Source organism: Paenibacillus sp. J22P15, from assembly GCF_056269345.1.
This window is the reverse complement of record NZ_JBWDNT010000003.1, coordinates 260,170-275,379: the sequence shown is the minus strand read 5'-3', so window position 1 is coordinate 275,379 and position 15,210 is coordinate 260,170. Positions and strand designations below refer to the sequence as shown.

Sequence of the window (15,210 nt, the reverse complement as noted above, 5' to 3'; positions counted from 1 at the left end):
GTCAACTCACCCTTTTCCATTGTTCCAAACTTGTTCGTACTGCTCTTCTTTATAGCCAACGGTAACTGTCTTGCCATCAGTCACAATAGGGCGCTTGATCAGCATGCCGTTCGATGCGAGGAGCTCATATTTCTCGTCCTCAGACATGGTTGGCAGCTTGTCCTTCAAGCCTAGCTCTCTGTATACATCACCAGATGTATTAAAAAACTTCTTCAACTCCAAGCCGCTGTTTTTTACCAGTTCCTTCAACTCCGCAGCTGTTGGCGTTTGCTCAACAATGTGGCGTGATTGAACGTCATTCCCTTTATTTTGCAGCGATTTGAGCGCCGAGCGGCATGTACCGCACTTTGGATATTGAATTATCGTTAATTGTATTTGCTTCGTCATGAGCTAATCCTCCAATATACCTTTAACTATTCCTACTTTATTCCGACAGCTTCCGTTCTAATAATTCAAGCTCCGGCGGCAGAGCGGCTTGCCATTCCATCCATTCCTTCGTAATCGGATGAGTAAAGCCAAGTATCTCAGCGTGAAGCGCTTGACGACCTGCCGCAGCCTCCCACTCCTCCACCGCGTCCGTTTGCGTTCCATACATTTTATCACCGATAAGCGGACAGCCAATATGCTTCATATGAACGCGAATTTGATGTGTCCGTCCTGTTTCCAGCTTTAAGCGTACAGCAGCTGCAACCGGCTTGTCCGAAGAAGAGTCGAATCTTGCAATCGTCTCATAATGCGTCACAGACGGATAACCTTCTGGCGTTACGATTCGTATATGAGGCTGTTCTGGATCACGGTCTATTGGAGCATCAACCGTTCCATCACTTGGCATAGGACATCCATAGACGTAAGCTCGATATAGCTTCAAAATTCCGTTTGCCTGCATCTGTTCGGAAAGCTGCTGATGAACGTAAGACGTTTTCGCAATAGCGACAAGTCCTGATGTTTCTTCATCCAAGCGGTGAACGGGCCTAAAGCGAACCCGTTCCCCCTTCAATTGCCAATGATAAACGATACCATTGGCAAGCGTATTCGTGTAATGCCCATGCGTTGGATGAACGATCATACCCGCAGGCTTATTCACAATAAGCAGATCCTCGTCTTCGAATACAATTTGCACTGGGATAGGCTGAGGTAAAATATCTTCAGAAATTTCCCGCTCCATGCGAATGCGAATAGTATCGCCAGCTGCAACTGGAGCCGTTGTATAAACTCTGCTTTCATTTACAGTCAGCCCATGCTCCGTCTGCTTCACTTGTGACAGCAGCTTGCGCGATACGCCGAGCTGACGCTCTAGCACCCGCCTTACAGTCATCCCATGCTCCGCTTCGCTAACGACAGCAACTAATGGTCGATAATACAGCTGCTCTAGTCTATCCATCATTTTTTCGGCTTCCGAAACACTTCAGCGCTGCGCACATACTCTGTATCCGGTACCCCTAACTTCGCATTGGCTGCTCTAGCAGCTGCGAAGAAAAAGTCCGACAAACGATTTAAGTAGGTTTGCACTTCAGGATTGATTGCATGCTCTGCTGAGAGCGTGACAACACGACGTTCAGCACGGCGGCAAACCGTTCGACATACATGTAATAGCGACGATACCGAACTGCCTCCCGGCAAAATAAATCTCGTAATATCTGGCGCCTCTGCAGTATACTTATCGATCCATTCTTCTAATCGCGCAGCAGGCTCTGCGGTTATTTTTAATGGGGCTCCCGGGGCAGCGTATGCAAGATCTGAGCCGCAATCAAACAGCTCCTGTTGAATGTCGACTAACCAAGCAGCCATTTCCGCAAGCTCCTCGTGTTTAGCTGATTCCGCCGCTGCTTGCCCTACAAAACAATTCAGTTCATCGATCGTACCGTATGCCTCGACACGAACATCATCCTTACGCACGCGACCGCCAATTAATGATGTCTGGCCGCTATCACCTGTTCTTGTATATAATTTCATCGCACATGCCTCCTTTTTCATCCGTTGTTCTGTAATCATGCAAACAGCAGGTCGGATAATCTCCTGACCTGCTGTTTATTTAAGGCGCTAGATTAGCCTTCTTGCTTCAAACGATGGACAAAGCCGCCTATTCTGTCTAGCGCTTCGGTTAAGTTCGTAACGGAAGTCGCATATGAGCAGCGAAGATGACCTTCACCGCCAAGACCGAATACATCACCAGGAACAGCAGCAACATTCGCTTCATCAAGCAGCCGCTGCGCAAATACCTCGCTCGTTAGACCGGTAGATACGATCGAAGGGAAAGCATAAAACGCCCCTTGCGGTTCATGGCAATCGAGTCCAATTTCCCTGAAACCCTTCACGACAAGACGGCGACGTTGATTGTACGCTTCCACCATGCGATCCTTCTCCTCCAAACCGTGCTGCAGCGCTTCAAGCGCGGCATACTGTGCCATAATTGGAGCACACATGACTGTATACTGGTGAATCTTCAGCATAGCTGCAATAAGATCAGGATGACCACAAGCATAACCCATCCGCCAGCCCGTCATCGCGAACGCCTTCGAGAAGCCGCTTACGAGAACGGTTCGATCCTTCATTCCTGGCATTGCAGCAAAACTTACATGCTTCGATCCATAAGTAAGCTCTGCGTATATCTCATCCGAAATAACAATAAGATCATTCTCTTCAACAAGCTTTGCAATTGGCAGATAATCTTCATAAGTCATTGTTCCGCCCGTCGGATTGCTTGGATAACTTAAAATAAGTACTTTTGATTTTGGCGTAATGACCGCTTGAAGCGACTCCGCCTTTAGCTTAAACTCATCCTTCGCGAACGTTTCGATACCAACAGCTTTTCCGCCTGTAAGTGCCGTAATGGGTGAGTAAGAGATATAACATGGCTCAGGAATTAATATTTCATCACCAGGCGCAATAAAGGCACGAAGTGCCAGATCAATGGCTTCACTGCCGCCAACCGTTACTAAAATTTCGTTCGCAGGGTTATATGGCACAGCAAATTGATCATTTAAATACTGTCCAATCGCTTCGCGCAGCTCAGGCATACCAGCATTTGACGTGTATTGCGTTTTACCCATTTCAAGCGCATATACAGCAGCTTCCCGGACATGCCATGGCGTAACAAAATCGGGTTCGCCTACTCCTAGTGTTATAACATCCTTGCGCGTGCTGACCAAATCAAAAAACCGACGGATTCCCGACGGTTTGATGCCCCGAACGAGCGGGGACAAATAATCAGCCATCGATTGACGCTGCACAGGTGTGGAGGGTTGTTTCTCTTCATCTTTAATCATTGCCATCACCCTTTTTTCACGGCGAAACCATCAACCGATGATCACCTTCATGCTCCTCGAAGATAATGCCGTCTTGTTTGTATTTTTTCAATATAAAAAATGTTTTAGTCGATAATACCGCGTCAATTGGCGATAGTTTATTCGATACAAAAGAGGCAACCTCTTTCAACGTTTTGCCCTCTACCTCAACTAACAAATCGTAAGCGCCAGACATCAAATAAACTGATTTTACTTCTGGATATAAATAAATGCGCTCAGCGATTCCTTCGAATCCGCGACCGCGTTCTGGTGTAATTTGTACCTCAATAAGTGCAGTTACCTTCTGGTCATCAATCTTGCTCCAATTTACAACTGTAGCATACTTTACGATAATATGGTCCTTCTCGAGCTCGGCGATTGCTTGCTTTACTTCCTCTGTTGTTACGGCAAGCATGGTAGCGATCAGATCTGCATCCCTACGCGCGTCCTCCTGCAGCAGTTCAAGCACTTTCATCTGTAATTCGGTCATTGTATAGCTCCTTCCAGTACGACTGCAATTATACAGAATAGTTTACAACTTTTTTGAATCAGGCGCAATGACAGTGTAAAAGGGTGAAAAAAAGAAAGACCCCAATGGGGTCTTTAATTGTAATGTGTTTGCGAGCCTTGTTGATACTGACCAGACTGCTGCATGTGCGGCGTATACATCGTTTGACTCTGCTGCTGCCCAAGGTTTTGCTGCAAAAACTGGCTTGTTTTTTGCTTTGTTTGCTGATATTGCTTCGCCTGCTTGTCCAGCTCCTGACGTAGAGCAGGCGATGAAGTATTGTACATATTCGCTTGCTGCATCGCATTGAACATCTGGCCTTGAAGTGTTAACGTGCTTTCCGTCAATTTGGTAAACAATTGGCGAATGTCTGGACAAGTCGATTCCGTTGCAGCTGTCACATACTCACGAACGACTCTCTTTAAATCAGCCAATATCGTACCTGCCAAATCTTCCTCTGTCAACATGGATTGCTTTTGCTGCTGCATGTAGATTTACCTCCCAAAGCGTTTTTATTAATATCTTTATTGCTGCGGCTGCGTTGGAGCCATTTGCTGATGATGCGAGATCGCGTGCAGCAAAGAATCGTAATGCTGCTGATGCGTCTGGATCATTTGAGAACATAAATTTTTAAGCGCCGGTGTTGTACCAGTAGCAACAAGTGTTGCACACTGCTTAATTAACAAATCCTCGTTAGACATAGAGTCTGCAACGTACTCTAGTTCTTTTGCCGTCATTGGCTGCAACATATGATCTTCCTCCTCTAAACTTGGTTCAAAAGCACAAGCTGATCCATTTTTTTTCGTGCCTACTGTATTATGAGCTTTTCTCCTTTTATTTATGTGTCTTTATTTAAATCGAAATTTCCAGTATGTATCAATTGGAAATCCACTTCTACTTTTAATTGATCCAGCTTTGGAAGCCAATTCGTTCCCTTGCATTCCTTCTTCCAATATGAAAGGGAGTAACGATACAAATGATGCTCCAGCTGAAATAACTCAATATTTCTCGTAAGCCCGTTGCGAAACGTATCCTCCATTTCCTGCTTAACCCGTCCCTCTACTGAATCGACAATTTCTTGCTCAGTCATATTGCCGTCCATTTCAGCAACATGTCCGGACAAACGTACATTTAGTACAAAATACGGCTTACCTTCTTTAAAGGTCGTCTGCAATCGGTGATTGGAAGAGTTGATGGCGATTGCTGATTTCCCTTGCTTTCCTTCGGCTTTCAATAAAAAATGCTCGAATTCCGAATTTACCCACCGTAAACCACCGACTTCCGACTCTGCAAAATAACCGAGATAGTTGAGGTCTTTAAATACAAAAACCCCTTCTATCAACTGAATTTGCAACGCCTGCTTCTTCCGTGTCCAGTATTTATCATTTGAGGTCAAGGCGGGAAGGAATGTCATCATGGATGGCTCATTTAGAGTTTGTACAGCAAGCTGTAAAGCATAAGGACGCACGAAACTCCTTTGATGTTCAAGTCGATCCGGCATATACATAATGCTGTTGAGAGGGGATTGGTCAAAAAATGTATCGGTTGTAAAAACCTTTTCAATTGGATCTTTTGTTCCGAAGATCAACGACGTATACCTTGATGCACGCTGACGATTCAGCCCATCCATAATATCGTCCATTTGATTCATCGCCCGCTCATGCACGATAACCGTTTTTAGATGCTCTAGGCTTAAAGTCGTTTGACCAGACCGAGATAGGTCATTTAGAGCAAGCAGAATAGTTTCTCCCCTGCCTCTTCCGATCCAAACCGGATTCGGATCAGGCTGTAGCGATTCTGTTTTCGCTATCAATCCAAATTTAATTGTTTGCCCATAAATCTCGTAATTCCCGTCCTTGTAATCAATCCCAAATGCAGAAATATAGCTGACATCCTGCAAATTCACTTCGTCCCAGCAACCTTGCAGCAACAATGACATAGCCAATATACCAATCAACACTGCACACTTTTTCAATTGCCTTCGCAGTTCTTCAAGCCGCACAGTATGCATCACTTATCCCTCCTAGAACTCTTAAGCTTCCAAGGCAGCTGTATTAGCGCTGGCAACAGCTCTCTGAAGCGCAGCGGCGCAAGGGGATAAAGGTATGGTCTCCCAAAGGATTCTAATGTGCACATGTAAATGAGAACGGCAAAGCTTCCGACAAAAAATCCAAAAATGCCTAGTACGGATGAAAATAGGAGAATCAAGTAGCGAATTAAGCTGACCGAACCGCTTAGGGACTGATTAACGAGAGTAAAAGTCGATACGGCTGTAACCGCGGCCATTACGAGCATTGTGGGTGAGGTCATACCCGCTCGAATGGCTGCATCCCCTACAATCAGTCCGCCTACGACCGACACGGTTTGGCCTACCGCTCTCGGGAGCCTCACGCCTGCTTCTCGAAACAGTTCAAACATCGTTAGCATTAGAAACATCTCCATCGTAGCTGACAGCGGCAAGCCAATTCGTGACATCGTAACGGTAGCAAGCAGCGTAAAGGGTATTTGATCCGTATTGAATGCTGACAGCGCTATCCAGAAACCAGGCAAACAAATGGACATTACCAGTCCAACAAGCCGTAATAATCGTTCTAACGAAACATAATAATACGGCAAATGTGCATCCTCCGGGGATTTGATGAGCAATAATAAATTTCCTGGAGCAATGATTGCTGAAGGCGATCCGTCGAGCATAATCGCTACCTTACCTTGCAGCAGTGATTGAACGACATAGTCTGGTCGACCTACATATTCAACTAATGGAAACAAGGATAATCGATGGTCGGATAAAAGCTCCTCTAGCTGACTTCCTCCAACAATAGAAGGGACATCAATATTATCAAGACGTCTCTGTGCTTCCTTTACAAGCTTACAATCCGCTTTGCCTTCCATATATACCAGCGCTATCTCCGTCAAGGATTCACTGCCAATTCTACGATATTCCACATGCATATCCGGTGTTTTAAGGCGCATACGAACAAGTGCAACATTTGTTGAAAGCTGTTCGACAAAGCCGTCGCGGGGACCTCTAATCGACACTTCCATCGTTGATTCTTCTGGATTCCTACCTGGTTGATTGGCAATATCAAACTCAAATAAACCATCAAGATTAGCAAATGATAAAATAACACTGCCTCCAAAAAGTCGCGCATACAAATTGCTGCCATTAACCCCGCTCTGTAAACTGCTGAATAACATGCTGGGTTTATGTATTTCACCTTCAGTTGCATTTGGCAGCATTCTTAGCTGCTCCGCCCATTTCTCCAATAAGGGCAGTAATCCTAATTGCAATTGTTGATTATCGATTAACCCGTCGCAATAGAGCAATGTGACTTCCATCGGTCCGTGTACATCGAGTGTAAGCTTATATTCAATGACATCATGACATTCCTTCAAACTGTCCCTGAACTGCTCAATTGACATATCTTTTTGATCAGTCTGTCCATTCGATCCATCATCAATCATGAATGCTCTGCCTCCTCGGAACCTATAATGGCTGTTCTTTTCTTATCGCTATTGGTTTTTCGAAACATGGAAACACCCCAGATGATAATCGTCAAAATCACGATGACGACTCCGGTATACTGAAAGAAAATATGAAAAACAGCCTTAACCTGGAGCATGTTTCTAATGCCGAAGCCGGATATCACGAGAATGGTCGTTCCAAGTATGGCTGGTGAAATCCATTTGCGCTTCAAATGCCGTAATGGCCAAAACTCAGATACAATGTGAATAGAAACGGCTATCCGAATAAGTGCTCCCGACATCCACTGAAAAATAGCAAAAAAATCAACATGCTCAAAGTATTTTCCGATGGAGACCAGCCTCCACTGCGAAAAAGCCGGATAGCGCATTTTATCTGCTTCTACTGGTCCGAATTCTACAATCGCTCCCATGGCAGGTCCAAGTGTCAAAAGCGACAGAAATAGTACGAGCACAATGAGGTGCCATCTTTTGAATTTCCCTTTTAAATGATGCTGAAAAAGCATGAACCCAAATAACTCACTGGATGTGGTTACTATGTAATAAACCCCTTTTGTAACGGGACTCGTCCCATTTTCAAGCAACGGCAACAAATAATGATAATCTTTGTGCGGCATGTTTGCCGACATGACAAAATCACCTAAAAACACAACAACCGGCAATAGAATACAGCTAACATAGGCAATCGTACGAAGTCCTGAAACCGATGCAAATAGACATAAGCCTAAAAATACAGTACATATCAATAAAGAAGGCGTATGGGGCAAATATGTTGTCGCTGTCCATGATGCCGTCATAACTAACGTTTCTATAGCAATAAAAAATTGTATGAACAAAAATATTCCCATAAAGATCCATACAAAAAATCGCGGCATAAGCTTCGCAAGCCACTGATCAATCGGTGTCCCATTCAATCGCTTTAATATTGCGTACATTGGTAACAATGTCCAGGGCAATATAATAACAAGTCCAAAAAGAACACATATCCATGCGTCACGCTTTGCAGCATCAAGCAGCAATGGGATAACTAGGACATGATTTACAAGTCCAACCGACAAAATCATCATTAACATTGAAGGTAAAATCCCAAATGGCTTCACTTTCATTCACACTGTCACATCCTTCCAAAGATAATGTTTCCAAGTTCTTGTTTCGAAATGCATTTTCTGTTGTTTTATTTCGTTCACAAAAAAAACTATGCTCATAGCCATCAATAGGCTTAGAACATAGTTTTTGTTTACGGGATATGAACAGTCTTTACATGATCAAAATGCAAGAAAACAGGGTTGCCGCTTACAGTTGCAAGCTCAATCATACTTTGATCTACATTTTTCAATACACCGATTTTGTTTGAATTCTCGCCTAGATCAAGTACGACGAATTCTCCGATTAATTTGCGCAGCTGTTGATCTAAGGTTCTTGCTAGCGTTAGCGGGGAGGGTTTAAGAGGAAATTGTTCCGGCGTTAACGTATACGGAGTTACGTTTGGATTATACGGAATTAAATATTTCATATGATGGAGCGACACGATAACCGTATGATAGACCGGGGAATAGAAGACAAAAAAATCATTCATAACCGTGGTCAAGTAACCATGAATGGACTGATTTCCAGTGATATAGATTTCAGAAAACATCCCTTTGGCATTCATTAATGTTTTGCGGTACGAGATTGGCTCATTATAAGGCTCAAAAGGCATTTCTGGTACTTCGTACACTTCTGTTTGCTCTTCTTTCGTCGAGAGACGAAGCTGTTGCAAGTGAATAAGCGGTATATATAAAAATTGCGTTCCGTTGTGCAACACTAATATATCTTGGCCAAATTCGATCAATTTTCCTCGTATAAGCGGTGATTTCCCTGAAATCTCCAATTCAACGAACCGATCCAGCAGCGGATGACGGTTTTTCAAGCGATCAACCTCCTTTCATCCGAGTAGTGAATAAAACTAGGCAAAGATTTGACCTTTGCCTAGTATTCCATTAAATTTATTTCACTTAACTACGAGATGTTTTTTTAGAAGTTGAAGCTGCATTTGTACGGCCTTTGCCGCCGCTGCGATTGCCTTGTGTCTTATTGCCTTGTGTCTTATTACCTTGCGTCTTATTGCTCTTGTTCTTATTGTCGTTCTTGTTGTCATTTTTGTTGTCGTTTTTGTTGTCGTTTTTGTTGTCGTTATTTTTCCCGCCAGACCGGCCGCCAGCTGCTTTAATGGATTTGATGTGGTAGTTTTGGATTTGCATTGCTTCTTTTCCTGAAACCAATAAGATCGCACCGTTACCTGCTTGTGCGAGAAAGCCTTCTACTTTCTCTGGTCCACCTGTATTAATTTGAACATAGGAGTGATTTAGTGCACGAATAACACCATTAAAGTTGCTTGCGTGGATAACCTCTACATTACGGCCGCCGCTTCTATTACCGCTTTTGTTATTACCTCCGCTCTTATTTCTTCCGCCCGCTTCGGTAACACTCTTAACATGAGCAGTAGCGATATATACTACACCTTCGTTAGTGCTTAATACTAGAAAGTCACTTTTTACAGCTAAAAGTTTGCCTTGAAGTGATTCCGGTCCACCGCGGTTAACTTTCACGTTTTTCCCTACTAATCTTTGAAGAAAGTTTTGTTCTCCGTTTCCACTTCTGTGACTTTTGTGACTTTTGTGACTTTTGTGACTTCTGTTATCATTTCCTCCGGATTGACTACCCAAATTACAGCTGTTCCACCAAGAATTCATAAAAAAATCCCTCCGATAATTTCATAGTTTGTTGTTTCTTGCCTCACTTCAAATACGTCTTGTCGACCTATTTACTAGCAGCATTTTTTTGTTGCAATACATCCCTCCCTGTTTCTTTCACACCAACTATCATGAGATGCGAAATGTAATATATTAATATGTATACCGTATGTAAGTGGTACTAGATTTCAATCTATTTATAAAAGATTCAGCACTAACCCGTTACGAATAACACAGTAGGTTCATAGGTTAAAGTAACTTCATAAATAGGAGGCATTCAAATTGTCTACCAAAAAAAACAACAAAAATAAGAAGAAAGTAATTGCACGCTATAATGAAAACAATCTTTCAATGACTAATGCTGCAGAGGGCCGCACTTCAAGAGGTACTCGTTCAGAAGTCAGCTATTCAGAGAACAGTCGCACAAAAGGCAATCTTTCCGAAGGAAGCACATCCAAAAATAATCGATCGGAAGGCATTCCTTTAAGCATTATTTTTGCTAATGAAAACCTCAGTCTTGGCAGCAATTCATTTCTACTGGATGAAGCAGCAGGTCCACAGCCAAGTTTCGTATGGGAGATCAATCTAAATTAATTATTGGTGACCTTCTAGGCATTTGCCGAATACAGTAACAAGAACAAAAAGCCTATCGTCTACCGGTAGGCTTTATCTTTTGCTTCGGGAGATGGTTAGATGACTGCTGAAACATTACCGACACGTTCCATACGTATTCATGCCTCTGATCTTCAAGATATTCAAAGCAATGCTTGGGGGAGAGACTTTAAGCCGGCAGAATTGGAGATGGGGGGACAAACCTATAAAGCGGAGTTTGGCATAAGGGGAGGTCATACCCGCAATTATTCCAAAAAATCCTATGAAGTTCGACTTGAAGATGGTAAAACACTCCATTGGAATGCTGAATATGATGATCCATCCATGATGCGTAACGCGCTTTCCTTTTATTTTTTCAATAAAATTGGAGTTCCATCTCCGAAAACCAATCATTTCTGGCTCATCATAAATGACATACCGCGTGGAGTTTATTTGGAAATAGAAGCGGTCGATCGACTTTTTTTCGAGAAAAGAGGAATTGGCTGCCGTTCACTTCTATATGCAGTCAATGACAGTGCAGACTTTAGCTTAACAGACCCCGTCTCAAAGAATAAGAAATCTTCGTTATTCGATGGATATGAATTGATGCTGGGCAAGTCGGGGACAAAAAGCAGGCTCGTATCGTTCGTACGAAATATTAACCGATTGTCAGGAAGTAAACTTGGCGTACACAGTGCAAGGAGACTTGATGTTTCTCAATACTTATTATGGCTTGCCGGAGCCGTGTTAACAGGAAATTATGATGGGTTTGATCAAAACTATGCGCTGTATGAGCATCGCGCAAGCGGTAAATATCGGATTATTCCGTGGGACTACGAAGGAACTTGGGGAAGAAATTGTTATGGAAAACCTTGCGGCAGCGACCTTGTCCGGCTACAGGGCTACAATAAGTTAACCGAGAAGCTGTTGACTTTTCCTGCATGTCGTCGCAAATACAGAGCTATTGTCAAGAAGCTGCTTATAACCTCATTTACGGTAGAAAAGCTAAATCCGATTATTTCAAAGATGCATTCTCAATTATCACCTGCCATTCGTAACGACTATACGCGAAAGGCAAGCTTTGATACCTTTTTAACTGAACCCGCCCTTATTCGTACTTACATTAAAGAGAGAAGAGAAATATTACAGCAATCGTTAAGGGAGTGGGTATAACCCACTCCCTTAAGCTGTTCAAAAAATATCCATGCTCATATAGCGCTCTCCGGTATCTGGTGCAATACACAACACTCGCTTACCGGCACCAAGACGCTTCGCAATTTGCATTGCTGCCCATACTGAAGCGCCGGACGATGGACCTAATAATAATCCTTCTCTAGTCGCGAGCGCTCTCATCGTTGTCAGTGCATGCTCATCGGAAACTTGTATAATCTCATCGTAAATGGATGTATTTAGAATGGCGGGAACAAAGCCTGGGCTCGTACCAACGAGCTTATGCGGCCCTGGCTTTCCCCCTGACAGCACAGGGGAGCCCTGCGGCTCGACAACCGCAACGTATAAATGCGGGAGCAATGCTTTAAGCGCTTCACCTGTACCGGTTATCGTGCCTCCAGTACCTGCTGTCGCAACGAATGCGTCAAGCCTGCCGCCTGTTTGCTCCATTATTTCTATAGCTGTTGTTAGTCTGTGAATATGCGGATTGGCTTGGTTTTCGAACTGATTAGGAATATAACTGCCTGGTCGCTCTGCCCGAAGCTCCTTCGCTTTGCGGATTGCTCCTGGCATTCTTTCCGCAGCAGGGGTCAACACCACTTCAGCGCCATAAGCCTGAAGAAGCTTAATCCTCTCTGCTGTCATGTTGTCAGGCATAACTAATATCATTTTGTAGCCTCTAGCTGCAGCATTCATAGCTAGCCCTATGCCTGTATTCCCACTCGTTGGCTCAATAATGGTATCACCTGGCTTGATTAAGCCGCGCTTCTCGGCATCATTAACGAGCGAGAGAGCTGCACGATCCTTTACACTGCCGCTTGGGTTAAAACGCTCCAGCTTGACGCATACCTCTGCACTGCCTTCATCAGGAAGACGATTTAGGCGAACAACCGGTGTATCTCCAATTAATTTCGTAATATTTGAAACGATTTTTGGCATCTTTTCGCCTCCTGTTATTTATGTCAAAGCTTGCTCCTTCTCTAGAAATGGTTTCATAAACCACCATCCAGCAATAGGAACGACACCTACTGCAAACAACAACCAAGTAATTGCGAGTGCTGAATGATTCAGCGGCAGAACAATTAAATAGGATGATAAACCGATGATTCTTCCTATGACTAAACCAGCTTCGCGAAGCACAATAAATTCTTCTCGTTCTCGCGCACTTTCCTCAGATTGACCGATAAGGTCAAAAACTCTCGAGGTCATCGGGATAATATAAAGCGGCATAAATAAGGATGTACCTATGCCGAGCATGAGCAGCGTAACATAAGATACTTTCCAGAACAGCGGCAAAATGACAATTGCAATCATAATAACCCCAATAAGCATCGCCAGCTTACGATTTTTTTTATTGAGTTTTTTTCCAACAATCCAAAAGCTGATTAAAGCTACAAGGGACGTTATGAGCGAAAAGGTTCCTAGCTTGCTCTCGTTTTGAGTAGCAACGTATACGGTAAGACCAACAAGAAACATAAATACGCCTTCTCGTACACCCTGTGCCGCAATAGCTGGAAACATGCGACGCCACGGATTACCTTTCTGCATAAGCTGCTCAAATCCATGCTTCCAATTGTAGCTGCCCTCACCGTGCCGCTTTTTGAGCCAAAAGCTAAGTACTACGCTTATAGCAAATATAACGAGTGATATGGAGAATATAAGCCGATAGCCTGTTTCTCCCTTCATGGAAGTAATGAGCAAACCTGAAACCCAAGGCGCCACAATGCCTGCCGCAGAACCAAGCAGCCCAGACCATCCGTTAAAACGATCACGGTTATCTGGATCTGTTACCTCGAAATAAACAACATTATATGCGATCCAAAAAAAACCTAACGCCATCCCATTCAATATGCCGAGCGGCAAGTAATAAACTTTCGCCTGGGCGCCCAGCAATAGCACCGTGCAATAAAATACACCGGACAGAAAAATTCCTGTTCGTAAACTGTACATTTTGTTATGCTCTTTGACCCATTTCCCAGCGACATAAAATGTTAATCCACTCATCACATACTGCCCCATCGTGAACCAACCGATCAACATATATGACTGGCTTGCTTTCCATAAATACACGGGAACAAACGTCCCGGATAGCGCGTTTGCAACGCCGTAAAGCGCTTGAACAATAAGCAAAAGGGCTGCCTGTCCATTTAAGGTTTTTGCCAAAACGATTCCTCCTGCCGCAGGCTAGATCTTGATTACACAAGTCTAGCCTCTCACGTATCAGAATTACGTTTTGTAAGGTTCCCTTATTGGATGCAACCCATGCCCGTCCATTTTTGCCAGCACTTCGTACTTCGTTACTCAGCTGGCGTTAAACGGCTTATCATTTGCTCGCGATCACTTAAACTCAATAAAGTAGAAGTATGGTAGCAAGCAGGACAAACGTACAATGTAAGATTAAAAGGAGTAGCGAGTACCGGCTTCCCTAATGAAGGAGCTATTCTAGACTCGAATTGCGGCTCTTCCACCCGTTGAACACCTGCTTCGATCATATAGGCACGGCATGACGGGCATTCCGGCATTTCATCCTGGTCATCAAGTACACGCTGAACAGTCTCTTCTACAGCAAAACGCATACTATCCTTACTGAGATAACCATCCGAATAATTTTCTTCCGTTTCTTCTTCCTGTTCATCCTCAGTCCACTCATCTTCGTTTGATTCTGAACTGTATTGTTTGGCCGCTCTGTGAGCATCGTTAATTTTAAGCGCCTGCACTGCTCTTTCATGCTCGTCAGCTTCTACCTCGTCTTCATCATAGCCTAGCTCTATCGTACGATAAGCGCTCAATTCATTCTCACAATGCGGACAATGAGACTCCGCTCCAATCTCTTCATCCCATACGATTTCCGTTAAACACCACGGACAAATCAAATGCTCTTCCATTGTATTTCTTCCCTTCTACTTCTAATTATTCATCAAATAAACAATACCGAATACAAAAAACAAAACAGAGACCACTGCTAGTATTCTCCATAAATATTTCATATGGCTCACCCCGCTTACATAATAACCGTTGCTCCAATGACGTAAGATAACGATACGGATATAACCATCGCTATAAGCCCTACCGCACGGTTATCACGAGCGATTTCATCGTCAATTCGGAAAACAGGCGTCAGAAATTCGAATAAAAAATACGCAGCCATCAAGATCACAAAGCCAAATGCGCCCCAGATGAGGCTTTGATATACAGAATCATTAGACTCGATGGAGAACCTGAAGATATTGCAAATACCGAATATTTTACCGCTTGTCGCCATAGCGACTGCAACGTTGCCTTTCCTAATCTCACTCCAGCATTTATATTTGGTTGCGAGCTCAAAGCAAGATAAAAAAACAATCAGAGACAGCACCGCAACCGACACATATACAAGTGAGGCGGCATACGGATTGCTTAACAGCTGGTCGACTTCATTACTCATTCAAAGACCCCTCCATCA

Annotated in this window: 18 protein-coding genes; 2 read left to right on the top strand and 16 right to left on the bottom strand. The window is 43.7% G+C overall.

The window, feature by feature from the left end; all coding sequences use genetic code 11:
- Window positions 1-6: 6 nt before the first annotated feature.
- The 12 genes from AC0YN6_RS09620 to AC0YN6_RS09565 form a co-directional block, all read right to left on the bottom strand.
- On the bottom strand, window positions 7-387 hold the full coding sequence (locus AC0YN6_RS09620; protein WP_475746556.1) for an arsenate reductase family protein: 381 nt from the start codon (window positions 385-387) through the stop codon (window positions 7-9).
- Between the two features lie 37 nt (window positions 388-424).
- The gene (locus AC0YN6_RS09615) at window positions 425-1,384 is read right to left on the bottom strand and encodes an RluA family pseudouridine synthase (protein WP_475746555.1); all 960 of its coding nucleotides are present in this window, start codon (window positions 1,382-1,384) and stop codon (window positions 425-427) included.
- Window positions 1,381-1,953, bottom strand: a complete 573-nt coding sequence (locus AC0YN6_RS09610) for a cob(I)yrinic acid a,c-diamide adenosyltransferase (RefSeq protein WP_475746554.1) — start codon at window positions 1,951-1,953, stop codon at window positions 1,381-1,383. Before AC0YN6_RS09610 ends, AC0YN6_RS09615 begins: the two co-directional genes overlap by 4 nt.
- Before the next feature lie 92 nt (window positions 1,954-2,045).
- Window positions 2,046-3,266, bottom strand: coding sequence for an aminotransferase class I/II-fold pyridoxal phosphate-dependent enzyme (locus tag AC0YN6_RS09605; protein WP_475746553.1), 1,221 nt, complete (start codon window positions 3,264-3,266; stop codon window positions 2,046-2,048).
- Window positions 3,267-3,282: 16 nt separating this feature from the next.
- The gene (locus tag AC0YN6_RS09600) at window positions 3,283-3,774 is read right to left on the bottom strand and encodes an Lrp/AsnC family transcriptional regulator (protein ID WP_054028496.1); all 492 of its coding nucleotides are present in this window, start codon (window positions 3,772-3,774) and stop codon (window positions 3,283-3,285) included.
- A 113-nt stretch (window positions 3,775-3,887) separates the two neighbouring features.
- Window positions 3,888-4,280: a spore coat protein gene (locus tag AC0YN6_RS09595; protein WP_475746552.1), complete on the bottom strand. Its 393-nt coding sequence runs from the start codon at window positions 4,278-4,280 to the stop codon at window positions 3,888-3,890.
- 36 nt (window positions 4,281-4,316) lie between these two features.
- Window positions 4,317-4,541 carry a hypothetical protein gene (locus AC0YN6_RS09590; RefSeq protein WP_475746551.1) on the bottom strand — a complete coding sequence of 75 codons (225 nt, stop codon included), beginning with the start codon at window positions 4,539-4,541 and terminating at the stop codon, window positions 4,317-4,319.
- A gap of 89 nt (window positions 4,542-4,630) precedes the next feature.
- Window positions 4,631-5,803: a Ger(x)C family spore germination protein gene (locus tag AC0YN6_RS09585; RefSeq protein ID WP_475746854.1), complete on the bottom strand. Its 1,173-nt coding sequence runs from the start codon at window positions 5,801-5,803 to the stop codon at window positions 4,631-4,633.
- Window positions 5,803-7,257: a spore germination protein gene (locus tag AC0YN6_RS09580; RefSeq protein ID WP_475746550.1), complete on the bottom strand. Its 1,455-nt coding sequence runs from the start codon at window positions 7,255-7,257 to the stop codon at window positions 5,803-5,805. Before AC0YN6_RS09580 ends, AC0YN6_RS09585 begins: the two co-directional genes overlap by 1 nt.
- Window positions 7,254-8,381 (bottom strand): endospore germination permease, encoded by a 1,128-nt coding sequence (locus AC0YN6_RS09575; RefSeq protein ID WP_475746548.1) that lies wholly within the window; start codon window positions 8,379-8,381, stop codon window positions 7,254-7,256. Before AC0YN6_RS09575 ends, AC0YN6_RS09580 begins: the two co-directional genes overlap by 4 nt.
- A 131-nt stretch (window positions 8,382-8,512) precedes the next feature.
- A complete protein-coding gene (locus AC0YN6_RS09570; protein WP_475746547.1) occupies window positions 8,513-9,184 on the bottom strand; it encodes a DUF2642 domain-containing protein in 672 nt (223 codons plus the stop codon).
- Between the two features lie 85 nt (window positions 9,185-9,269).
- On the bottom strand, window positions 9,270-10,007 hold the full coding sequence (locus AC0YN6_RS09565) for a DUF6897 domain-containing protein (protein ID WP_475746545.1): 738 nt from the start codon (window positions 10,005-10,007) through the stop codon (window positions 9,270-9,272).
- A 282-nt stretch (window positions 10,008-10,289) separates the two neighbouring features.
- Here AC0YN6_RS09565 and AC0YN6_RS09560 point away from each other — a divergent pair, with 282 nt between their 5' ends.
- Together AC0YN6_RS09560 and AC0YN6_RS09555 are read left to right on the top strand one after the other, a co-directional pair.
- Entirely contained in the window at window positions 10,290-10,601 is a 312-nt protein-coding gene (locus AC0YN6_RS09560; RefSeq protein ID WP_475746544.1) for a hypothetical protein, read from the top strand.
- Window positions 10,602-10,700: 99 nt separating this feature from the next.
- A complete protein-coding gene (locus AC0YN6_RS09555; RefSeq protein ID WP_475746543.1) occupies window positions 10,701-11,771 on the top strand; it encodes a CotH kinase family protein in 1,071 nt (356 codons plus the stop codon).
- Window positions 11,772-11,789: 18 nt separating this feature from the next.
- Here the strand turns inward: AC0YN6_RS09555 and cysK are convergent, their stop codons facing one another.
- The 4 genes from cysK to AC0YN6_RS09535 form a co-directional block, all read right to left on the bottom strand.
- Window positions 11,790-12,707 (bottom strand): cysteine synthase A, encoded by a 918-nt coding sequence (gene cysK / locus AC0YN6_RS09550; protein ID WP_475746542.1) that lies wholly within the window; start codon window positions 12,705-12,707, stop codon window positions 11,790-11,792.
- An 18-nt stretch (window positions 12,708-12,725) separates the two neighbouring features.
- Window positions 12,726-13,931, bottom strand: coding sequence for an MFS transporter (locus AC0YN6_RS09545; protein ID WP_475746540.1), 1,206 nt, complete (start codon window positions 13,929-13,931; stop codon window positions 12,726-12,728).
- A 134-nt stretch (window positions 13,932-14,065) separates the two neighbouring features.
- Window positions 14,066-14,653, bottom strand: a complete 588-nt coding sequence (locus AC0YN6_RS09540; protein ID WP_475746539.1) for a hypothetical protein — start codon at window positions 14,651-14,653, stop codon at window positions 14,066-14,068.
- A 116-nt stretch (window positions 14,654-14,769) separates the two neighbouring features.
- The gene (locus AC0YN6_RS09535; protein WP_475746537.1) at window positions 14,770-15,192 is read right to left on the bottom strand and encodes a DUF350 domain-containing protein; all 423 of its coding nucleotides are present in this window, start codon (window positions 15,190-15,192) and stop codon (window positions 14,770-14,772) included.
- Window positions 15,193-15,210: the final 18 nt, after the last annotated feature.

Coding starts and splice junctions, on each gene's coding strand:
- AC0YN6_RS09620 (WP_475746556.1), bottom strand. CDS start 387: ATGACGAAGCAAATACAATTAACGATAATTCAATATCCAAAGTGCGGT.
- AC0YN6_RS09615 (WP_475746555.1), bottom strand. CDS start 1,384: ATGATGGATAGACTAGAGCAGCTGTATTATCGACCATTAGTTGCTGTC.
- AC0YN6_RS09610 (WP_475746554.1), bottom strand. CDS start 1,953: ATGAAATTATATACAAGAACAGGTGATAGCGGCCAGACATCATTAATT.
- AC0YN6_RS09605 (WP_475746553.1), bottom strand. CDS start 3,266: ATGATTAAAGATGAAGAGAAACAACCCTCCACACCTGTGCAGCGTCAA.
- AC0YN6_RS09600 (WP_054028496.1), bottom strand. CDS start 3,774: ATGACCGAATTACAGATGAAAGTGCTTGAACTGCTGCAGGAGGACGCG.
- AC0YN6_RS09595 (WP_475746552.1), bottom strand. CDS start 4,280: ATGCAGCAGCAAAAGCAATCCATGTTGACAGAGGAAGATTTGGCAGGT.
- AC0YN6_RS09590 (WP_475746551.1), bottom strand. CDS start 4,541: ATGTTGCAGCCAATGACGGCAAAAGAACTAGAGTACGTTGCAGACTCT.
- AC0YN6_RS09585 (WP_475746854.1), bottom strand. CDS start 5,803: ATGCATACTGTGCGGCTTGAAGAACTGCGAAGGCAATTGAAAAAGTGT.
- AC0YN6_RS09580 (WP_475746550.1), bottom strand. CDS start 7,257: ATGATTGATGATGGATCGAATGGACAGACTGATCAAAAAGATATGTCA.
- AC0YN6_RS09575 (WP_475746548.1), bottom strand. CDS start 8,381: ATGAAAGTGAAGCCATTTGGGATTTTACCTTCAATGTTAATGATGATT.
- AC0YN6_RS09565 (WP_475746545.1), bottom strand. CDS start 10,007: ATGAATTCTTGGTGGAACAGCTGTAATTTGGGTAGTCAATCCGGAGGA.
- AC0YN6_RS09555 (WP_475746543.1), top strand. CDS start 10,701: ATGACTGCTGAAACATTACCGACACGTTCCATACGTATTCATGCCTCT.
- cysK (WP_475746542.1), bottom strand. CDS start 12,707: ATGCCAAAAATCGTTTCAAATATTACGAAATTAATTGGAGATACACCG.
- AC0YN6_RS09540 (WP_475746539.1), bottom strand. CDS start 14,653: ATGGAAGAGCATTTGATTTGTCCGTGGTGTTTAACGGAAATCGTATGG.
- AC0YN6_RS09535 (WP_475746537.1), bottom strand. CDS start 15,192: ATGAGTAATGAAGTCGACCAGCTGTTAAGCAATCCGTATGCCGCCTCA.